The following is an 18,315-nucleotide window of genomic DNA, read 5'->3' as shown; positions in this document are numbered from 1 at the left end:
CCACCAGAGACCCGACAATCAAAGACCACGCAACCAGAGGAAAGAACCACAGTGACTCGACGAAGAGGCATGTCCCTTGCGGGGCAGTACCTGGTTCTGCAGTTGCTCATCGTTTTCGCCGTCCTGGTGGCCGTAGTGGCCATCTCCCTCGCCCAGTCGGCTGCGGCGTTCGAACGGGTTGAGGGCCGCCGGGCGCTGTCCGCTGCCGAAGCCCTGGGTGCCAATCCCACCGTCCGGGCGCTGCTGCCCGCGGCCGAACCCCGCGGCGGCTCAGCCCTTCCCGCCGTGGCCGAGTCGGTGCGGACAGTCTCGGGATCCTCGCACGTAGCGCTCGCGAAACTCGACCGCACAGTGGTTGCCTCCTCCAATCCCAGCCTCTTGGGCCAGCCCTTGGAACTCGGCGCCAGCCGCGTGCTCGAAGGCCGCGCGTGGACCGGCGTGGTGGACGGATCCGGCACGGAAGAACTGTCCGCGCACGTTCCGGTCCTCGACGACGCCGGAAAAATGATCGGCATCGCGTCCATCAGCCGGAACTATCCCTCCGTCCTGGAGCGGCTGGGGGATGCCGTGCCCAACCTCCTCACCTATCTCGGTGTGGCCAGTGTGCTGGGTGTTGCCGGCTCGCTGCTGCTCTCCCGCCGGGTCAAGCGGCAGACCCTGGGCATGGAACCAAGCGAAATCACCGGCCTGGTGGAAAACCGCGAGGCCATGCTGCATGGCCTGAAGGAAGGCGTGGTGGCGCTGGACCCGCACGAGCGCATCACCGTGGCCAACGACAGTGCGCGCGCGCTGCTTGGCCTCCCCGCTGACTGTGTGGGCAAGCGCCTGGCCGGCCTGTCCGTGGAGCCGGCGCTCAAGGAAGTCCTCACCCGCGAGCAGCCGGAGCCGGACCAGCTGGTGCTCGTTGGCGACCGACTGGTGGTGCTGAACCGCGTGCCCATCCGTTCGCGCGGCCGCGACATCGGCTCCGTCACCACACTGCGCGACCGCACGGAACTGTCCGCACTCGAGCGGGAACTCGGCGCCACCCGGACGGCCACCGACACCCTCCGCGCCCAGGCCCACGAATTCGCCAACCAGCTGCACGTGATTTCCGGCCTCATCCAGATCGGGGAATACGATTCCGTGGTCCAGTTCGTCAACGGTGCCACGCTGGACAGGACCCGGCTCAACGACGAGGTCACCAGCCGTATCCAGGATCCGGCGCTCGCCGCGCTCCTGATCGCCAAGTCGAGCCTCGCCACCGAACGCGGGGTCACCTTGCAGCTTGACCCGGAATCCGGGCTGAAGCGCGTTGATGATGAGCTGTCCCGCGACTTGACCACGGTGGTCGGGAATCTGGTGGACAACGCGTTCGACGCCGTCACCGGGCTTCCGGAGGCAGTGGTCAGGGTGCTCGTGGAGGACACAGCCGCCGGCGTCACGGTCACCGTCCGCGACTCCGGCCCCGGCGTCACCGGGGATCCGGGGGAGATCTTCCAGCAGGGCTTCACCACCAAGGACCCGGGCCCCGGCGGCAGCAGGGGCTTCGGCCTGGCGCTCTCCCGGGTGGTCTGCCGGCGCAGCGGCGGCGACCTCACGGTAACCAACAACAACGGGGCGGTCTTCACCGCCCGGCTGGAACGAACACGGAGAATGCAGCAATGATCAAAGTCCTGATCGTCGATGACGACTTTATGGTGGCCAAGGTCCACGCAGGGTTCATTCAGCGCACTCCCGGGTTCGCCGTCGTCGGGGTGGCCCATACCGGCGCCCAGGCGGTCATCGAAACGGGGCGGCTGCAACCGGACCTGGTGCTGCTCGATATCCACCTGCCGGACATCAACGGCCTGGACCTGATGCACAAACTGCGCGAAGTGGCCCCGGAACTGGATGTCCTGGTGATCAGCGCCGCCCGTGAGGTGGACACGGTGCGCAAGGCCCTCCGCGGCGGGATTGTGCATTACCTCATCAAGCCCTTCTCGCAGACTGACCTACAGGAACGGCTGGAGCACTACCGCAGCGCCTACCAGGGCCTCGACTCGGCCAAGGATGTGGCGGAGCAGTCGGACGTGAACCGGGTGTTCGGGCTGGACCGGACCGATCGGCCGCTGCCGAAGGGCTGCAGCATCGAAACGCTGAAGCTCGTGGAAGCTGCCCTGAAGGAGGCCGACGGCGACCTCTCCGCCGCCGAAGTGGCCGTCCAGTTGGGCACGTCCCGGGTCAGTGCGCGCCGGTACCTGGAGTACCTCCACGACGAAGGCGTGCTGGAGGTCCGGCTCAAGTACGGCGTGGGCAGGCCCGAGCGGCGGTATGTGCTGAAGGGCTAGCTGGACCGGCAGCCCGCACCCCCAAAAACAGCGCCGAGATGGCACTTCGCGGCAGTGTTTCCCCTAAAACACTGCCGCGAAGTGCCATCTCGGCGAGTGTGCCGCTAGGGCATGCCCAGTGCGGCCTCGATGGGACCGACGGCGAAGAACAGCAGGAACGCGCCGGCCACCGCCCACATCAGCGGGTGGACGTCCTTGATGCGGCCCTGGAAGGTCCGGATCAGGACGTAGGCGATGAAGCCTGCGCCGAGACCGTTGGCGATGGAGTACGTGAACGGCATCAGGGTCATGGTCAGGAAAGCCGGGATGGCGATTCCCCAGTCCTGCCAGTCGATCTTGCCCACCTGGGAGACCATCATGAAGCCCACCACCACCAGGGCCGGGGCCACCGCCTCGAACGGAACAAGGTTGATCAGCGGGGTGAAGAACATGGCCACCAGGAACAGCAGGCCGGTGACGATGGACGCCACGCCCGTCCGAGCACCCTCGCCGATCCCGGCGCCGGCCTCAACATAGATCTGGTTCGAGGAGACGGAGGCGCCGCCACCCACGATCGCGCCGAGTGCGTCCACCTGGAGCACGCGGTCCACGTCAGGGATGTTGCCGTCCTTGTCCACCGTGCCGGCCTCGTTGGCCAGGCCCACCATGGTGCCCATGGCATCGAAGAAGATGCTGAGAAGGATCACGAATGCCAGCAGGGTGGCGGCTACGAAGCCCAGGTGTTCAAAAGCGCCGAACGGGTTGGCCTTGCCGATCAGCGACAGGTCCGGGGCGCTCCACCCAGTAAAGGACGGCGCCACGAGGGACCAGCCCTGCGGGTTGGCGGTAGTGCCGTCAAAGCTGGGACCGATGTGGAGGGTCATTTCCAGGATCACGGAAATGATGGTGGAGGCAATGATGCCGATCAGGATGGCGCCCTTGACCTTGCGGACCACCAGCGCGATGGTCAGGATCAGGCCGAACACAAAGACCGCCGTGGGCCAGCCCAGCAGCTTGCCGTCGAAGCCCAGGCCCACGGGAACGGTGGTGCCGGCAGCGTCCGGGATCCGGCGCACAAAGCCGGCATTCACCAGCCCGATCAGGGCGATGAACAGTCCGATGCCCACCACGATGGCGGTCTTGAGCCCGTCCGGGACGGCCTTGAAGACGGCGGTCCGGAAGCCGGTGAGGACCAGGATCATCATGGTCACGCCGGACAGGACCACCAGGCCCATCATGTCCGGCCACGTCAGGCCCGGGTTCGTGGCGACTGTGACGGCCACAAACGCGTTCACGCCGAGCCCCGCGGCCAGCGCGAAGGGGTGCCGGCCCCAGGCGCCCATCAGGATAGTGAGGATGCCTGCCACAAAAGCCGTCACAGCGGCCACTGCGGCAAAACCAAGAGTGTTGCCGCTGGAATCCGGGCCGGAGAGGATCAGGGGGTTAAGCACCACGATGTAGCTCATGGCGAAGAACGTGGCAAAGCCGCCGCGGATCTCGCGGGAGAGGTTGGACCCCCGCTCGGAGATCTTGAAGTACCGGTCCAAGGCAGAGCCCTGCTTAAGCATTAGTCCTCCGGGATGTGTTGTTGGGGTTACTTGATCCTAGAGGGCAGGGACCGCGCCGAGTGTGCGCGCCTAGAATGTCTGTCAGGAACCTCACAATGCCGAGCAATATGTTGGAGACACCATGACTACTGACACATCGACAGTCCAGCAGCTCCCCGCGACGCACGTTGCAGACACCCACGATCTGATCAGTGTGCAGGGCGCCCGGGAGAACAATCTCAAGGACATCAGCATCGAGATCCCCAAGCGGCGCCTGACCGTGTTCACCGGCGTGTCCGGATCGGGCAAGAGCTCACTGGTGTTCGCGACGATCGCCGCGGAGTCCCAGCGCATGATCAACGAGACCTACAGCGCCTTTGTGCAGGGGTTCATGCCTAACCTGGCGCGGCCCGACGTGGACCACCTCGACGGGCTGACCACGGCGATCATCGTTGACCAGGAGCGGATGGGCGCGAACCCCCGCTCCACGGTGGGCACTGCCACGGACGCCAACGCCATGCTCCGGATCCTCTTCAGCCGGCTGGGAACGCCGTACGTCGGGCCGCCCACGGCATTCTCCTTCAACGTCCCGACGCGGAAGGCCAGCGGTGTGATGAGCACCGAGAAGGCCGGCGGCCGGGTGGAGAAGGCCGTGGTGCAGAACGTTGTCTACCTGGGCGGCATGTGCGCGCGCTGCGAGGGCATGGGCTCGGTCTCCGACTTCGACCTCACGGCCTTGTACGACGACAGCAAGTCGCTCGGCGACGGTGCACTGACCGTCCCCGGCTACAGCATGGACGGCTGGTACGGCCGGCTGTTCGAGGGCATGGGACTCCCGATGGACAAGCCGATCGCCACGTTCACGAAGAAGCAGCTTGAGACGATGCTGTACGCCGAGCCCACCAAGATCAAGGTTGAGGGCATCAACCTCACGTTCGAGGGCATCATCCCGAAGATCCAGAAGTCCATGCTGTCCAAGGACGTCGAGGCGATGCAGCCGCACGTGCGGCGCTTCGTGGAGAGTGCCATCACTTTCCAGGCCTGCCCCGAGTGCGAGGGCACGCGGCTCAGCCCCGAGGCCAGGTCCTCAAGGATCCAGGGCAAGAACATCGCCGACCTCTGCGAGATGCAGATCAGCGACCTGGCCGAGTGGGTCCGCGAATTCGACGAGCCGTCGGTTGCGCCGCTCCTCAAAGGCCTGCGGCACCTGCTTGACTCGTTCGCCGAGATCGGGCTGGGTTACCTCTCCCTCGACCGCCCGGCCGGCACCCTCTCCGGAGGAGAGGCCCAGCGCACCAAGATGATCCGGCACCTGGGGTCGTCCCTCACGGACGTCACCTACGTCTTCGACGAACCCACCATCGGCCTGCACCCACATGACATCGAGCGGATGAACCAGTTGCTGCTCCAGCTGCGGGACAAGGGCAACACAGTGCTCGTCGTCGAGCACAAGCCCGAGACCATCGCCATCGCCGACCACGTGGTCGATCTCGGTCCTGGCGCCGGCACCGCGGGTGGCAACGTTTGCTTCGAGGGCAGCGTGGAGGGGCTGCGGGGGAGCGACACCATCACCGGCCGCCACCTCGATGACCGGGCCAAGGTCAGGGAATCAGTCCGCAAACTGTCCGGCGTCCTTGAGGTGCGTGGCGCCTCCACGCACAACCTGCAGAACGTGGACGTCGATGTTCCGCTCGGCGTGCTCTGCGTGGTCACCGGTGTTGCGGGTTCGGGCAAAAGCTCGCTGATCCACGGTTCGGTGGCAGGATGCGACGGCGTGGTGGTAGTCGACCAGGGCGCCATCAAGGGCTCGCGCCGCAGCAACCCGGCCACGTACACAGGCCTGCTCGAGCCGATCCGCAAGGCTTTCGCGAAGGCCAACAATGTGAAGCCGGCGCTGTTCAGCTCCAACTCCGAAGGTGCCTGCCCCACCTGCAACGGCGCTGGCGTCATCTTCACCGAGCTCGGCGTGATGGCCACCGTCGAGTCCACGTGCGAGGACTGCGAGGGCCGGCGGTTCCAGGCGTCAGTGCTGGAATACACGCTGGGCGGCCGCAACATCTCCGAAGTGCTGGCCATGTCCATGACGGAGGCTGAAGTGTTCTTCAGCGAAGGGGAGGCCCGCACGCCCGCCGCCCACAAGATCCTGGACCGGCTCGTCGACGTCGGGCTCGGTTACCTGACCCTCGGCCAGCCGCTCACCACGTTGTCCGGCGGCGAGCGGCAGCGCGTCAAGCTGGCCACGCAGATGGCAGAGAAGGGCGAGGTCTACGTCCTCGACGAACCGACCACCGGCCTCCACCTGGCCGACGTCGAGAACCTGCTGGGCCTCCTTGACCGGCTTGTTGAGTCCGGCAAATCGGTCATCGTGATCGAGCACCACCAGGCGGTCATGGCGCACGCCGACTGGATCATCGACCTCGGTCCCGGCGCAGGGCACGACGGCGGCAAGGTCGTTTTCGAGGGGACGCCCGCAGAGCTCGTGGCCGCCAAGTCCACGCTCACCGGCAAGCACCTGGCGGCCTACGTCGCCGGCTGAATGCCGGTGCCCGGGAAGCGTGCCCGGGAAGCGTGCAGCGCGCGCTGCCGCTGCCCGGGGAAGTTCGCCTAGGCTTGAAGGACGCCAACCCAAGGGAGCAGTACACCCATGCGATCCATCCGCCGCCAGTTGCTGAGCGTTGTGCTCGGGACCTTCGTTCTCGCCGCCGCGCTGCTGGGGTTTTCCGCCCCGGCGTCGGCACATGATGCAGCCGAGTCCAGCAGCCCCGCACAGGGCGCCACGGTGGCCACAACGCCGGAACAGGTCTCCGTCACCTTCAACAAGAACCCGCTGGGCATCGGCGCACAGTTCTCCGTCAAGGATTCCGCCGGGGCTGAGTGGGCGGACGGCGCTGTTCAGATCGTGGACAGCACTGCCACCCAAAAGCTCAAGGCCGGCGCTCCGGCGGGGGCGTACACGGTGGCCTGGCGGGTGGTCAGCTCGGATTCCCACCCGATCGAGGGGACGTTCGGCTTCACGGCGACCGCCGCGGCGGCGGGAGCCGCGCCCTCGGGAACATCGTCGGCGGGAGCATCGCCGTCGGCCGCTGTTCCCACGATGGGAACCGCGGAGCCGGGAACCGTCGCAGCTCCGGACCCGGCCGAAAACGCGTCCGAACCGTTCCCCTGGAGCCTGGTGATCTTTGCCGTAGTGGCCGTCGGGCTGCTGGTGGCCATCGGTATCCTCGCGAAGCGCCGCCTCATCGCAGGCAGCGACGACGAATCCGAACAGGCCTAGACGGCGGCGGCGCTTTCCGGGTGGACCGTGGCCTGGACCGTTGCTGAAATGGCCTGGCCCACGGTCTTCGCCTGACGCAGGACTTCCTTGGGTGAGGGCGTGATGAGCTCGCCCACCCCCACGAGGTAGATGCCGATCTGCCGCATGGCTGCCACCAGGTTGCGGCCAACGGTGATGCCGAAATCGCTGAGCATGCGCCGCAGCTGGCTGTGCGCGCACCGGGTCAGCACAATGTTGTCAGCCAGCAGGATTCCGTTGGGCGTATGGACTTCCCACTTGCCGGACGGGGAGCCCTCGGTTGTTCCCGCAGTATTTCCGCCTGGTGCGCCGCCCACCATGGTCAGCTGAACCGCCCGGGTGGTGTTGCGGACATCCATGTGGTGGCTGGCGGCGTAGTTGCGCAGGTGGCGCAGGATCTCGTTGCGCTCCCGAAGGGAGTCGGAGTCTGCTGCGTCGCAGCGCTGCAGTGAAGCAGTGTTGGCCGGTTGTCCGGCGCCGAGGATGTCGAGCCCGTCCACCACAATCGCGTCCACGCCGCGGCGGCGCAGTTCTGCGCCAACAGCCAGGCCTGAGAGCCCCGTGCCGATGATCACCGTGGTGGTCCGTTCGGTCCCGCCATTCACAGGCATGCTTGACACTACAGTTTTCCTCCTTCAAAGGCTTTCGGATGCAGGCAGCGTTGCCCCGCATGCGTTCCGTTACCCCCAAAGTCCGGCCGCAGCACCGGCCCGGGACGCTCCTGAATTGGGCGTCGGCGGACCGGCAGTGCCTCGAAGACTACAGAACATTCAGGGCCGTGGATAGCCCAAACTCAAACATTCTTCTTATCGTTGAATACGGTTGCCACTCCGTTTGCCATGGGCTGTGGATAACCCGCCATCCAGCGGTCCGCAGCCGCTTGCTAAGTGTCTGCGGACCGAGAATAGTGAGAAGCGGAAGCAGGGTTCTCCAGCCCGTCGGGGCCCACATCGCGGCCGGTGCGGGCGGAGGGCGCCGCTTCTGGCAGAATAGCCGCAACATAAGGCAGTATCGCGAGGAGGCGGCCCGATGGGCGCACAAGAGATGCATCCGGATCCGGAACAGGACCGGGCCGGAAATTCGGCTGCTCCGGTGGGAATTGTTGTGGGGGTGGATGGTTCCGACCACGGTCAGTGCGCTTTGGTGTGGGCTGCCCGGGAAGCCGAGCGCCGCCGTCGGCCGTTGCATATTGTCACCGCGTATTCAGTGCCGATCTTTGCGGCGTCCGGGCTGGACGGCGGGTACGCCACCGTGGATGATTCGGTGATCCGCGAGGGCGCTGAGGCGATCGTCAAGCAGGCGCTGGACAAGGTTTCCGGCTACAACATCGAAGTTGACGGCTCCGTGGAGAACGGAGACGCTTCGGGCGTCCTCCTGGAAATGTCCGAGACAGCCGATCTGCTGGTGTTCGGCACCCGCGGCCGCGGCGGATTTGTGGGACGCCTGCTGGGCTCGGTGAGCAGCGCCCTGCCGGCTCACGCCAAGTGCCCCACGGTCACGGTGCCGCTGGTGTGTTCGGACCGGCTGGGCGAAACCACCGAAGACAAGCGCATCAGGGCCGAGCAGGCCAAGCCAGGACACAAGCAGGTCGAGAACGTTGTCGTAGTAGGCGTGGACGGGTCCGAACAGGCACGCATCGCCGTGCTGGAGGCTGCGGACCAGGCTGAACGGCTCGGGGCAACCCTGCGCGTGATCTGTGCGGTGCCGCAGTTCAGCGGCTCCCTGGCCTGGGTTCCGGCCCCCATGGACCGCAAAGCCCTCTTCGATGACATCCGGGTCCAACTTAACGCCGGGATGGCCTGGCTCAAAAGCCACTACCCCAACCTTCCCGTGGAGTCGGAACTGCTGGACGGTTCGGCCGTGGATGTTCTCGTTGAGGCCAGCCGGCACGTAGAACTGGTGGTTGTGGGCACCCGGGGCCGTGGCGGGTTCACCGGCATGCTCCTGGGCTCCACGTCCGGTGGCGTGCTTCACCACGCCAAGAGCCCGGTCCTTGTGGTTCCGGACCGCGACGATCCGCGGCTGGCGGACCGGGCGCAGTTCGGACCGATCCCCGGCGCGGCCTGACCCCCACCTCGCACCACCTTCACAGCAGGAGGCATGAAAATGCCTGACACCGGCAGTTCGTCTCCCATCCTCGGATTGGCGGCGGTTACCGCAGCAATGGTTCCCGTGGTGGGTGGCAAAGCGGCCAACCTGGGGGAGTTGCTCGCCGCTGGCCTGCCCGTGCCGGACGGCTTCTGCCTCACCACGGAGGCCTACCGCGTGGCGACGGCGGGCGAGGCCACCGCGGGATATACCACTGCGGGCGGTTCCCCCGCCGTGAATGCGCATCGATCGGACGGCCTGCTCGCCGAGGTCCACACTGCTCTTCAGGCAACGCCCGACGGCGACCTCCCCGCCTTGGCTGCGCTGGCGTCCCGGGCCCGGGATATTATCCAAAACGCCCCGGTCCCCACCGAGGTGGCCGCCGCCGTCGAACGGGCCTACGCAGCCCTGGGCGACAACGTTCCGGTGGCCGTCCGGTCCTCCGCCACTGCCGAAGACCTTCCGTCGGCGAGCTTCGCTGGCCAGCAGGACACCTACCTCAACGTGGTGGGCGCTGCCGCCGTCGTGGAAGCCGTGCGCAACTGCTGGGCCTCGCTCTGGACGGACCGGGCGGTCAGCTACAGGGCAAGCCGGGGGATCGACCCGGCCGTGGTGGCGCTGGCCGTGGTGGTCCAGCGGATGGTGGACGCCACCGCCGCCGGCGTGCTTTTCACCGCCAACCCGCTGACGGGCCGCCGGAAGCAGGCCGTGATCGATGCCAGCCCGGGCTTGGGGGAAGCGGTAGTGTCCGGGGCCGTGAACCCGGACCATTTTGTCGTTGACCCACTCACCGGGCGCGTGCTGGAACGCCGGCTGGGCGACAAGCGGATCGCGGTCCGGCCCATCCCCGGCGGCGGCATACGGACTGTGGCCATCAGCAACGGCGGGGCCGCGGCGTGCCTGACGGACAAGCAGGCCGCCGAACTTGCAGCCCTAGGCCACCGGGTGGAGGGTCACTTTGGCTCGCCGCAGGACATTGAATGGGCCATTGCCGGGGATGGTCATTTCTGGCTGACCCAGTCGCGGCCCATCACCACGCTGTTCCCCGTCCCGCAGCGGGCCGCCGGCGGGGAGGGCACGCGCGTTTACCTTTGCTTCAGCCTGGCGCAGGGCCTGACCCGCCCCATCACACCCATGGGCCTGGCAGCCTTCCGCCTCATTGGGTCGTCGGTGGCCCGCGCGGCGCAGTTCGATGTGCCCGAGCCACATAAGGGTCCGGCGCCGTATGCGGTGGCGGGCCAGCGCATCTACTTCGATCTGACCGCGGTAGCCCGCAGCACCACCGGCCGGCGGATCGTTCCCCGCGTCTTTGACGTGATGGAAGCCCGCTCGGCCGCGGTGCTGCGCAGGGTTTTCGAGGACCCACGGTTTTCCGTGACGCGCAGGACGCCGCTGGGCTTGCTGCGGCACGTGGTCCCGGCGGCGGTGCATGCCAGGGTTCCGGAGACGCTGCTCCGGGCGGTCTTCCGGCCGGATGCCGCCCTCCGACGGGCCAACCGGCGGGCGCGGGAGTTCGCCGACTCCCTCGAACCGCCCCCCGGCGTCACCCCGCTGCAGCGCCTGGACCACGCCGAAAACCTGCTCGGCACCCGCATTTTCTCGGTGGTGCCGTCCATCGTGCCGCTCCCGGCGCTGGGTTTCGCCGCACTGGCGCTCGTCGGAAAACTGCTGGGTGGCGGCCGGTGGGATGATCTGCAGGTTGTGCTCCGCGGGCTGCCCAACAATGTCACCACCGAGATGGACCTGGAGCTGTGGCGGCTCGCCCAGGTGATTAGGAACGACGGCGTATCCCGCGCTGCTGTGACGGAGCGGAAACCCGCCGAGCTGGCCGAAGAGTTCCACTCGGGTCAGCTGCCCGCGGTGCTGCAGGCCGGGCTGGCCCGGTTTATGGGCCAGTACGGGCACCGCGCCGTGGCCGAGATCGACGTTGGCATGCCGCGCTGGTCCGATGACCCCACCCACATCCTGGGTGTCCTGGCCAACTACCTCCGGCTTGAGGGTTCCGCGCTGGCGCCGGACGCCCAGTTCAGCAACGCGGCGGAAGAAGCCGAAGCCTGCGTTGACCGCCTCGTTGGGGAGGCACACATCCGTGGGCGGCTGCGCGGGACGGTGGTCCGGGCCGCGCTGCGTCGGGCCAGGCTGTTCGCCGGACTGCGCGAACTGCCCAAATACCAGCTGGTGGTGGGTCTCGCCGAAGTGCGCAAGCAACTGGCCTTGGCCGGCGCGGCGCTGGCTGCGGCAGGGGTGGTTGCCGACGCGGATGACATCTTCTTCCTCGATCTGGACGAAGCCAGGGCCGGCCTCAGTTCCGGAAAAGCTGACCTGCGCGACCTAGTGGCGCAGCGGCGCGCGGACTACGCCGTGGAACTTGAACGGCGCCACATACCCCGGGTGCTGCTGTCGGACGGCACGGAGCCGGAAGCTATTCCATCCGGCGACGCTGTGACGGCATCCATGGTGCCGGGGGCACTGAGCGGGAGCCCGGCGTCGGCCGGTATTGTCACAGCGGCCGCCCGCGTGATCCTCGACCCTGTGGGTGCGCATCTGGAACCGGGAGAAATCCTGGTGGCGCCGTCCACGGACCCCGGCTGGACGCCGTTGTTCCTCACCGCGGGCGGACTGGTGATGGAGATGGGCGGACCCAATTCGCACGGGGCCGTGGTGGCGCGGGAGTACGGCATCCCGGCGGTGGTGGGCGTCCCGGACGCCACGCTCCGGCTCTTCACCGGGCAGGAAATAACGGTCGACGGCGGCGCCGGAACCGTGGTGCCGTCGTAGCCGGAGTGCCCCTCGGCATGACTTCCAGAAGGGACGTGTGCGGCGGCGGTCCCCAGGCGTAACCTGAAGTATGGGCTCCAAGGATGAAGCAGGGCTGGCATGAACCGCGCATGGCTGCGCTGGGTGCCTGCCGCAGCCGTACCTGCAGTGATCGCCGCCGGTGTGTTGGTGGGATCCATTCCGGCGCGGGCCGGCGATCCGCTGCCACAAAAGTCTCCGGCTGAGGTCCTGACCCTCCTGGGCCAGCACAACACCAAGTCATTCTCCGGAACTGTCCAGCAGTCCGCCGAGTTGGGCCTGCCCGAACTGCCGGCCGCCGGTCCCAGTTCCGGACCGGTGTCGGCCGGCGGGGCCGCGTCGGTCCTGGAGTTCCTGACCGGTCAGCACACCGCCCGGATCTTTATGGACGGGCCAACCAAGATGCGGGTCCAAGTGATGGACCGGCTCGCCGAACGGGACGTCATCCGGCGCGACAACGACGTGTGGTTCTACAACTCCAAGGACAACAGCGCCTCCCACCTGGCACTGCCGGCGTTCGCCAGCGACCTGCCGCTGCCTGTGCCAGGAGTTCCCGCACTGCCTGAACCTCCCGCACTGCCTGAACCTCCCGCACTGCCTGAACCTCCCGCACTGCCTGGCGACCTGCCGGGCCGGGACCTGCCCGCGCCCGTTCTGCCTATGCCCATCCTGCCCGGCGACATCCTGCCCGGCCCACCAGTACCGCCCACCCCCGAGGACCTGGCCCGGAAGTTCCTCGCCGTCGTGGACAGTTCCACCGAGGTGACGGTGGGTCCGGACGTCGAAGTCGCCGGCCGGTCCGCCTACAGCCTGGCACTGGCGCCAAGGACGCAGGGAACACTGCTTGAGAAAGTTGCCATCGCCGTCGACGGCGAGACAGGAATGCCGCTGCGGGTAACTGTGATGGCACGCGGCCAGGCGGAACCGGCTTTTGAGGTCGGCTTCACCAGCCTGTCCCTGGCGGCTCCGGACGACTCCGTGTTTACGTTTGTTGCCCCGCCGGGCGCCACTGTCAAAGAGCTGCCAGTGCCGCCGGTCCCGTATATGCCCGGCATGCCAGCCCTCCCGCCCAGTCCCGGTGGGATTACGCCCGGCGTGGTTCCAGACAGCGGCCCGGACCAGCCCACGGCCCCGGACCAGCCCACCGCGCCGGACCAGCCCACCGCGCCGGACCAGGTTCCTCCGGACGCGGTTCCGCTGGACCAGCCCACCGCCCCGCTGGAACAGCTCCCCGCCCCGGACAAGATTCCCGGCAGCGACGCCAGCCTGCGGCACCGCGACGTACCCCGGCCAACGGTGACCGGCAAGGGCTGGGAAACGGTGATCGGGTTCCCCGCGGCACCCGGCGGGCAAGGGGCTGCCTTGACTGAATCCTTGCTGAAGGATCCGCTCCTGTCCCAGGCCGCCGTCGTCGTTCCTGGCGGACGGCTCCTGTCCACGGCGCTGGTCAACGTCCTCCTGACCGACGACGGCAGGATCTTTGTGGGGATGGTCCCGGCGGAGCGGCTGCAGGCCGCCGCCGGCGCGGCGTGACCGCGGCCGGGGGGACGGCTGCCGCCGGGATAGCCGCCGCCCGGACCCCTTCCCCAGGGAATGGGACAGCCGGGCTGACTATCGAGACCCAAGGCCTGACCAAGCGTTTCGGCCACCAGCTGGCGGTCGACAACGTGGACCTCGCCGTTCCCCACGGCGCCGTGTTCGGGTTCCTGGGCCCCAACGGTTCCGGCAAAACCACCACCATCCGGATGCTGCTGGGCCTTGCCGCGGCGTCGGCCGGAACCGTCAGCGTCCTGGGCCTGCAGATGCCGCAGCGGCTGCATGAGGTCCTGCCGCGCGTCGGTGCGCTGGTGGAGGGGCCGGCGTTTTATCCGTTCCTTTCCGGCACCGCCAACCTGCACCGCCTGGATGCCGCCGGCCGGCATGCGGCGCCCGCTACCCGGACCGCCCGCGTTGCTGCCGCGCTTGAGCGCGTGGGCCTCTCACACGCCGCCGGCAAGCGGGTCCACGCCTACTCCCTGGGCATGAAGCAGCGGCTGGGGATCGCCAACGCGCTGCTGTCGCCGCGGGAACTGCTGGTGCTCGATGAGCCCACCAACGGACTGGACCCGCAGGGAACCCGGGAAGTGCGGAGCCTGGTCCGGTCGCTGGCCGCCGACGGCGCCACCGTCTTCGTCTCCAGCCACCTCCTCGCAGAAGTGGAACAGATCTGCACACACGCGGCCATCATGAGCGCCGGGCGACTGGTGGCCCAGGGGCCGCTGGCGGAGCTCCGCCAGGCCGGTGAGACCCGGATCCGCCTGTTAACGCCCGACGCCGGGACGGCCAGTGAGGTCCTGCTGCGGTTGGGCATGCCCCCGGAGAGAAGCCCTGAGGCCGGAACGCCAGAACCTGACGGGGACGTGCTGACCGCCGTCGCCGCTGCGTCGCGGCTGGCGGCCCCGGAGGACATTGTGGCGGAGCTCGTGGCGGCCGGGGTGCGGGTCCGGGGCTTTTCCGTTGAGCGGGAGAGCCTGGAGGAGCGCTTTGTGGCGCTGACGGGGGAGGGGTTCGACATTGCCCAATAGTGCTTCCGACGCCCGTGGGTTCCCTTCAGCCAGCAGTGTTCCTGAGACGAGCAGAGGTTCCGAGACGAGCAGCGGTTCTGAAACCAGCAGTGGTTCCGATGCCCGCAGCGGTTCCGGGCTCAGTAGCGCTTCGGGCGCGCCGTCGAGCCTGTCACTGCTGGCGTCTGAGCTGAAGACGCTGTTCCGGCGTCGCCGGACCGCGGCCATGCTGCTGGCGCTTGCCGCGATACCGGTGCTGATCGCCGTCGCCGTCCGGCTCTCGTCATCCGTTCCGCCCGTAAGGGGACCGGCGTTCCTGGACCGGATCAGCCAGAACGGGCTGTTTGTGGCCGTCACGGCGATGCTCGTCTCCGTGCCGCTCTTTCTTCCGCTGACCATTGGCGTGGTGGCGGGCGATACCATCGCCGGCGAGGCGAGCCTGGGCACGCTGCGCTACCTGTTGGTGGCGCCCGCCGGGCGGGTTCGCCTGCTGCTGGTGAAGTACGCCGGGGCGCTGGCGTTCTGCCTGGCCGCTCCCGTCACCGTTGCGCTGGCCGGGGCGGCGATCGGAGCTTCGCTGTTCCCTGTTGGGCCTGTGACCCTCCTGTCCGGCGACGTCGTCCAGCCACCCGAGGCTGCGCTGCGGCTGGTCCTGATTGCTGCCTACCTTGCGGTATCCCTGGCCGGACTCTCGGCGATCGGCCTGTTCCTGTCCACCTTGACGGTGGTCCCGGTCGGCGCCATGGCCGCCACTGTGGTGCTGTCAGTGGTCTCGCAGGTCCTGGACCAGCTGCCGCAGCTGGAATGGCTGCACCCTTGGCTGTTTACGCACTACTGGTTCGGCTTCGCGGACGTCCTGCGCCAACCGGTGCTGTGGGACTCTTTTGCCAGCAACGCGCTGCTGCAGGCGGGCTACATCGCCGTCTTCGGGGCGCTCGCCTATGGCCGCTTCGTCACCAAGGACGTTCTGTCCTGAGCCTGAATGCCCTGGGCCTGGATGCACTGCGCTTTCCTCCCTGGGACCATTCCTCCCTGAGACTGGAGCGCTGCGCCTGGTATCCGGGCCGGAGCCTAGGACAGGAGCCCTGCCCGGTCAGTAGCGGGCTGCATAGGGGTGGAGCTGCATCCCGGCCATCCAGCTCAACTGGGTCACGCCGATGCCCTCGTCCGGGTTCAGCGCCTGCACCACCTGGCCGTTCCCCAGGTAGATGGCAACGTGATAGAAGCCCGGCGCTGAGCCCCAGACCAGCAGGTCGCCGCGCCGTGCCTGGGAGATCGGCACGTGAACGGGAGCTGCCGCGTACTGCTGCGAAGCCGTGCGCGGCAGGTACTTGCCGGCGGCGGCGAAGGCTGTTTGCACGAGGCCGGAGCAGTCAAAGCCGTTGGGGCCCGTGCCACCGTACTGGTAGAAGTACGGCGCCCCCACCTTGGACATCGCCACGGAGATGGCAGTCTCATTGGAACCGCCCGGCGATGGGGCTGGAGCAGGCGCGGGTGCTGGAGCCGGGGCTGGTGCTGGTGCAGGCTCCGGGGCCGGGGCCGGAGCCGGAGCCGGTGCAGGCGCGGGAGCTGGCGCCGGCGCCGGCGCTGGAACTGGAGCGGGAGCCGGTGCGGCCGGCAGGTTCCCGCCAGCGGCCGGTCCGGCTGCGGGCCGGTCTGGCGCTGCTTGGGCCGCAGCCCGATCAGCAGCCGCAGTCAGTTCGGCGAGCCTCGCCTCCTCGCGCTGCCGGTCCAAGGCGTCAATGCGAGCCGATTCGAGGGCAACAGTGGTGTTCCGCAGCTGGGCGAGCTGATCCACGAGGATTGTCCGCTGCGCCGCGGCTTCGGCTACGGCCTTGGCCTGGGTGGCGTTGGCTTGTTCGGCCTCTTCCTTGCGGGCTTCGGCCTTCTGGGCGGCGTCATCGGCGGCCCGGTTGGCGTCGTCGGCGGCCGCCGTCAGGGACTGCGCCGCGGACGCTGCGGATGCGGCCGCTTCGAAGGCGCGGCTCCGGCTGGCCGAAATGGCTTCCAGCGTTGCGGCCTGGTGCAAAGCTTCGGCATTGCCGCTGACGAAGGTGCCCAGCGTCGGGTTCAGCCCGCCGTTGCGGTAGAGGTCGCCGGCGAGCTGGCCTACCTGCTTCCGGGTCCTGTCCTGCTCGTTGGTCGCAGCGGTGGCCTTTGCCGTGGCCGCTTCCGCCGTCATCCTGCGGTCCTGCAGTTCCACCAAGGCTTCGCCGTAGGCGTTGTTGGCTTGCAGCGACAAGGCAAACGTGGCTTGCTGGGCGCTGGTGGCGTCTGCGAGGAGGCGCTCGATGATGGCGACCTGATCCGCCGTCGCGCGTTCACTCGCCTTGGCTGTGGCGATGTCCTCCGGGGTGGGAAGTTCCGGCGACGCCGGACGCTGGACTGTTGGAGCCTGCGGTAGCGGCGCTGCCTGGGCGGGGAGGGTCGTGCCGAAAAGTACGACGGCGGTGCACAGTACGGCGGCCTTCAGGCCGGATCCGGTCAAACCCATTCGCAGAACCTCGCACGCAGTAAGGCTGGGGGAGCGAGGTCTGGTGGCGGCACAAGGAGCCCCTCTGCTGATCTCCCAGCAGTCCGAGGCTACGTGAGCGTGTGCACTTTGGCAACACTGGTCACATCAATAACATAATCAACAAGAGTGCGATTCCGGCGCATCTGTATCCGGCGTGTCGCGGAATCGGCTCCCGCTCCGCAGGACAGATCTCTCCCGGCCAAGTGGCTAGGGCTCCGCGGGCTCCGCGGGCTCCGCGGGCTCCGCGGGCTCCGCGGGCTCCGCCGCGCCGCCCACGCGGCTGCCACGCCGCCGTCGTCGTCCTACTGGGAGTCCTGCTATGCGTGCTGGCGCGATTCGTGCTCAGAGTGGCTGGCGGGTTCCAGCTGGAAAGTGCAGTGCTCGGTGTCAAAGTGGGAGCCCAGGCAGGTGGTGAGCTTGTCCAGGAGCTGGTCGGCGCCGCGGGCATTCAGGACGCCGTCCTCCACCACCACGTGGGCCGAAAACACCGGCACGCCGGACGTGATGGTCCAGATATGGATGTCATGGACGTCAACCACTCCGTCAACGCTGAGGATGTGTTCGCGGATCATCTGCACCTCCACGCCTTTGGGGGTTGCCTCCAGAAGGACGTCCACCACATCCCGCAGCAGGCTCCAGGCCCGCGGCAGGATCATGATGGCGATGAGCACGGAGGCGATCGTGTCGGCGGCCTGGTAGCCGGTGAACATGATGACCAGGGCAGCAACGATGACGGCGACTGAGCCCAGCAGGTCGCCCAGCACCTCAAGGTAGGCGCCCCGGACGTTCAGGCTGTCCTGGTGGGCGCCGCGCAGGATGAGCAGCGAAACCAGATTGGCCACCGCGCCCAGGATGGCGGCGAAGAGCATGATGTCGGTGCGGACCTCGGGCGCGGAGCCGATCCGGCGGATGGCCTCGGTGAAGATGACCACGGAGATAACAATCAGGATCAGCGCGTTGGCCAGAGCGGCCAGGACCTCGGCACGCTGGTAGCCGTAGGTCCGCTGGTCACTCGCCGGGCGTCCGGCGATCCAGGCAGCCAGGAGCGCGATGGTCACGCCTGCCGCGTCGGAGAGCATGTGGCCGGCATCAGCCAGCAGGGCCAATGATCCGGACAGTGCCGCGCCGATCACCTGGACCACCACCACCGCCAGGGTGATGGCCAGGACGGCGATGAGCCGTTTGCGGTGCCGGCCTGTTGCCGTGATCCCGTGTGTGTGGCTGTGGTCGTGTCCCATGCCTACAA

13 protein-coding genes are annotated in these 18,315 nt (G+C 67.9%); 9 read left to right on the top strand and 4 right to left on the bottom strand.

What is annotated here, in order from left to right; genetic code table 11:
* Positions 1–69: 69 nt before the first annotated feature.
* Positions 70–1,647: a sensor histidine kinase gene (locus MUN23_RS06375; protein WP_248764013.1), complete on the top strand. Its 1,578-nt coding sequence runs from the start codon at positions 70–72 to the stop codon at positions 1,645–1,647.
* Complete coding sequence (locus MUN23_RS06370) at positions 1,644–2,309, top strand: response regulator (RefSeq protein ID WP_058930259.1); 666 nt, start codon at positions 1,644–1,646, stop codon at positions 2,307–2,309. The genes MUN23_RS06375 and MUN23_RS06370 overlap by 4 nt, the downstream gene beginning before the upstream one ends.
* A 104-nt stretch (positions 2,310–2,413) precedes the next feature.
* Here MUN23_RS06370 and MUN23_RS06365 read toward each other — a convergent pair whose 3' ends face one another.
* Positions 2,414–3,856 carry an NCS2 family permease gene (locus MUN23_RS06365; RefSeq protein ID WP_248763047.1) on the bottom strand — a complete coding sequence of 481 codons (1,443 nt, stop codon included), beginning with the start codon at positions 3,854–3,856 and terminating at the stop codon, positions 2,414–2,416.
* Positions 3,857–3,977: 121 nt separating this feature from the next.
* On the opposite strand from MUN23_RS06365, the gene MUN23_RS06360 reads away from it, so the two are divergent.
* Both MUN23_RS06360 and MUN23_RS06355 read left to right on the top strand, forming a co-directional pair.
* Complete coding sequence (locus MUN23_RS06360; RefSeq protein ID WP_248763046.1) at positions 3,978–6,371, top strand: excinuclease ABC subunit UvrA; 2,394 nt, start codon at positions 3,978–3,980, stop codon at positions 6,369–6,371.
* A gap of 108 nt (positions 6,372–6,479) precedes the next feature.
* On the top strand, positions 6,480–7,109 hold the full coding sequence (locus MUN23_RS06355; protein ID WP_248763045.1) for a copper resistance CopC family protein: 630 nt from the start codon (positions 6,480–6,482) through the stop codon (positions 7,107–7,109).
* On the opposite strand, the gene MUN23_RS06350 is transcribed toward MUN23_RS06355, so the two are convergent.
* Positions 7,106–7,738, bottom strand: coding sequence for an FAD-dependent oxidoreductase (locus MUN23_RS06350; RefSeq protein WP_248764012.1), 633 nt, complete (start codon positions 7,736–7,738; stop codon positions 7,106–7,108). The genes MUN23_RS06355 and MUN23_RS06350 overlap by 4 nt on opposite strands.
* Positions 7,739–8,156: 418 nt before the next feature.
* On the opposite strand from MUN23_RS06350, the gene MUN23_RS06345 reads away from it, so the two are divergent.
* The 5 genes from MUN23_RS06345 to MUN23_RS06325 all read left to right on the top strand — a co-directional run bounded on the left by MUN23_RS06345 (position 8,157) and on the right by MUN23_RS06325 (position 15,530).
* A complete protein-coding gene (locus MUN23_RS06345) occupies positions 8,157–9,194 on the top strand; it encodes a universal stress protein (protein WP_248763044.1) in 1,038 nt (345 codons plus the stop codon).
* 39 nt (positions 9,195–9,233) lie between these two features.
* Positions 9,234–11,993 (top strand): PEP/pyruvate-binding domain-containing protein, encoded by a 2,760-nt coding sequence (locus MUN23_RS06340; RefSeq protein WP_248763043.1) that lies wholly within the window; start codon positions 9,234–9,236, stop codon positions 11,991–11,993.
* A 99-nt stretch (positions 11,994–12,092) separates the two neighbouring features.
* The gene (locus tag MUN23_RS06335; protein WP_248763042.1) at positions 12,093–13,544 is read left to right on the top strand and encodes a hypothetical protein; all 1,452 of its coding nucleotides are present in this window, start codon (positions 12,093–12,095) and stop codon (positions 13,542–13,544) included.
* A gap of 74 nt (positions 13,545–13,618) precedes the next feature.
* Entirely contained in the window at positions 13,619–14,575 is a 957-nt protein-coding gene (locus tag MUN23_RS06330; protein WP_248764011.1) for an ABC transporter ATP-binding protein, read from the top strand.
* A 148-nt stretch (positions 14,576–14,723) separates the two neighbouring features.
* Positions 14,724–15,530, top strand: a complete 807-nt coding sequence (locus tag MUN23_RS06325; RefSeq protein ID WP_248764010.1) for an ABC transporter permease — start codon at positions 14,724–14,726, stop codon at positions 15,528–15,530.
* 117 nt (positions 15,531–15,647) lie between these two features.
* On the opposite strand, the gene MUN23_RS06320 is transcribed toward MUN23_RS06325, so the two are convergent.
* Together MUN23_RS06320 and MUN23_RS06315 are read right to left on the bottom strand one after the other, a co-directional pair.
* Positions 15,648–17,048, bottom strand: coding sequence for a C40 family peptidase (locus MUN23_RS06320; RefSeq protein ID WP_248763041.1), 1,401 nt, complete (start codon positions 17,046–17,048; stop codon positions 15,648–15,650).
* Between the two features lie 338 nt (positions 17,049–17,386).
* Positions 17,387–18,307 (bottom strand): cation diffusion facilitator family transporter, encoded by a 921-nt coding sequence (locus MUN23_RS06315; protein WP_248763040.1) that lies wholly within the window; start codon positions 18,305–18,307, stop codon positions 17,387–17,389.
* Between the last annotated feature and the right edge of the window lie 8 nt (positions 18,308–18,315).

Origin of the sequence: Pseudarthrobacter sp. SSS035, assembly GCF_023273875.1 — a bacterium.
Lineage (GTDB): Bacteria > Actinomycetota > Actinomycetes > Actinomycetales > Micrococcaceae > Arthrobacter.
The sequence above is the reverse complement of the archived record's forward strand: the minus strand, read 5'-3'. Positions and strand labels throughout refer to the sequence as shown.

Bases quoted from the DNA above. Each gene is read 5' to 3' on its own strand.
- MUN23_RS06360 (WP_248763046.1), top strand. From the start codon at position 3,978: ATGACTACTGACACATCGACAGTCCAGCAGCTCCCCGCGACGCACGTT.
- MUN23_RS06335 (WP_248763042.1), top strand. From the start codon at position 12,093: ATGAACCGCGCATGGCTGCGCTGGGTGCCTGCCGCAGCCGTACCTGCA.
- MUN23_RS06355 (WP_248763045.1), top strand. From the start codon at position 6,480: ATGCGATCCATCCGCCGCCAGTTGCTGAGCGTTGTGCTCGGGACCTTC.
- MUN23_RS06320 (WP_248763041.1), bottom strand. From the start codon at position 17,048: ATGGGTTTGACCGGATCCGGCCTGAAGGCCGCCGTACTGTGCACCGCC.
- MUN23_RS06350 (WP_248764012.1), bottom strand. From the start codon at position 7,738: ATGCCTGTGAATGGCGGGACCGAACGGACCACCACGGTGATCATCGGC.
- MUN23_RS06375 (WP_248764013.1), top strand. From the start codon at position 70: ATGTCCCTTGCGGGGCAGTACCTGGTTCTGCAGTTGCTCATCGTTTTC.
- MUN23_RS06340 (WP_248763043.1), top strand. From the start codon at position 9,234: ATGCCTGACACCGGCAGTTCGTCTCCCATCCTCGGATTGGCGGCGGTT.
- MUN23_RS06315 (WP_248763040.1), bottom strand. From the start codon at position 18,307: ATGGGACACGACCACAGCCACACACACGGGATCACGGCAACAGGCCGG.
- MUN23_RS06345 (WP_248763044.1), top strand. From the start codon at position 8,157: ATGGGCGCACAAGAGATGCATCCGGATCCGGAACAGGACCGGGCCGGA.
- MUN23_RS06370 (WP_058930259.1), top strand. From the start codon at position 1,644: ATGATCAAAGTCCTGATCGTCGATGACGACTTTATGGTGGCCAAGGTC.
- MUN23_RS06365 (WP_248763047.1), bottom strand. From the start codon at position 3,856: ATGCTTAAGCAGGGCTCTGCCTTGGACCGGTACTTCAAGATCTCCGAG.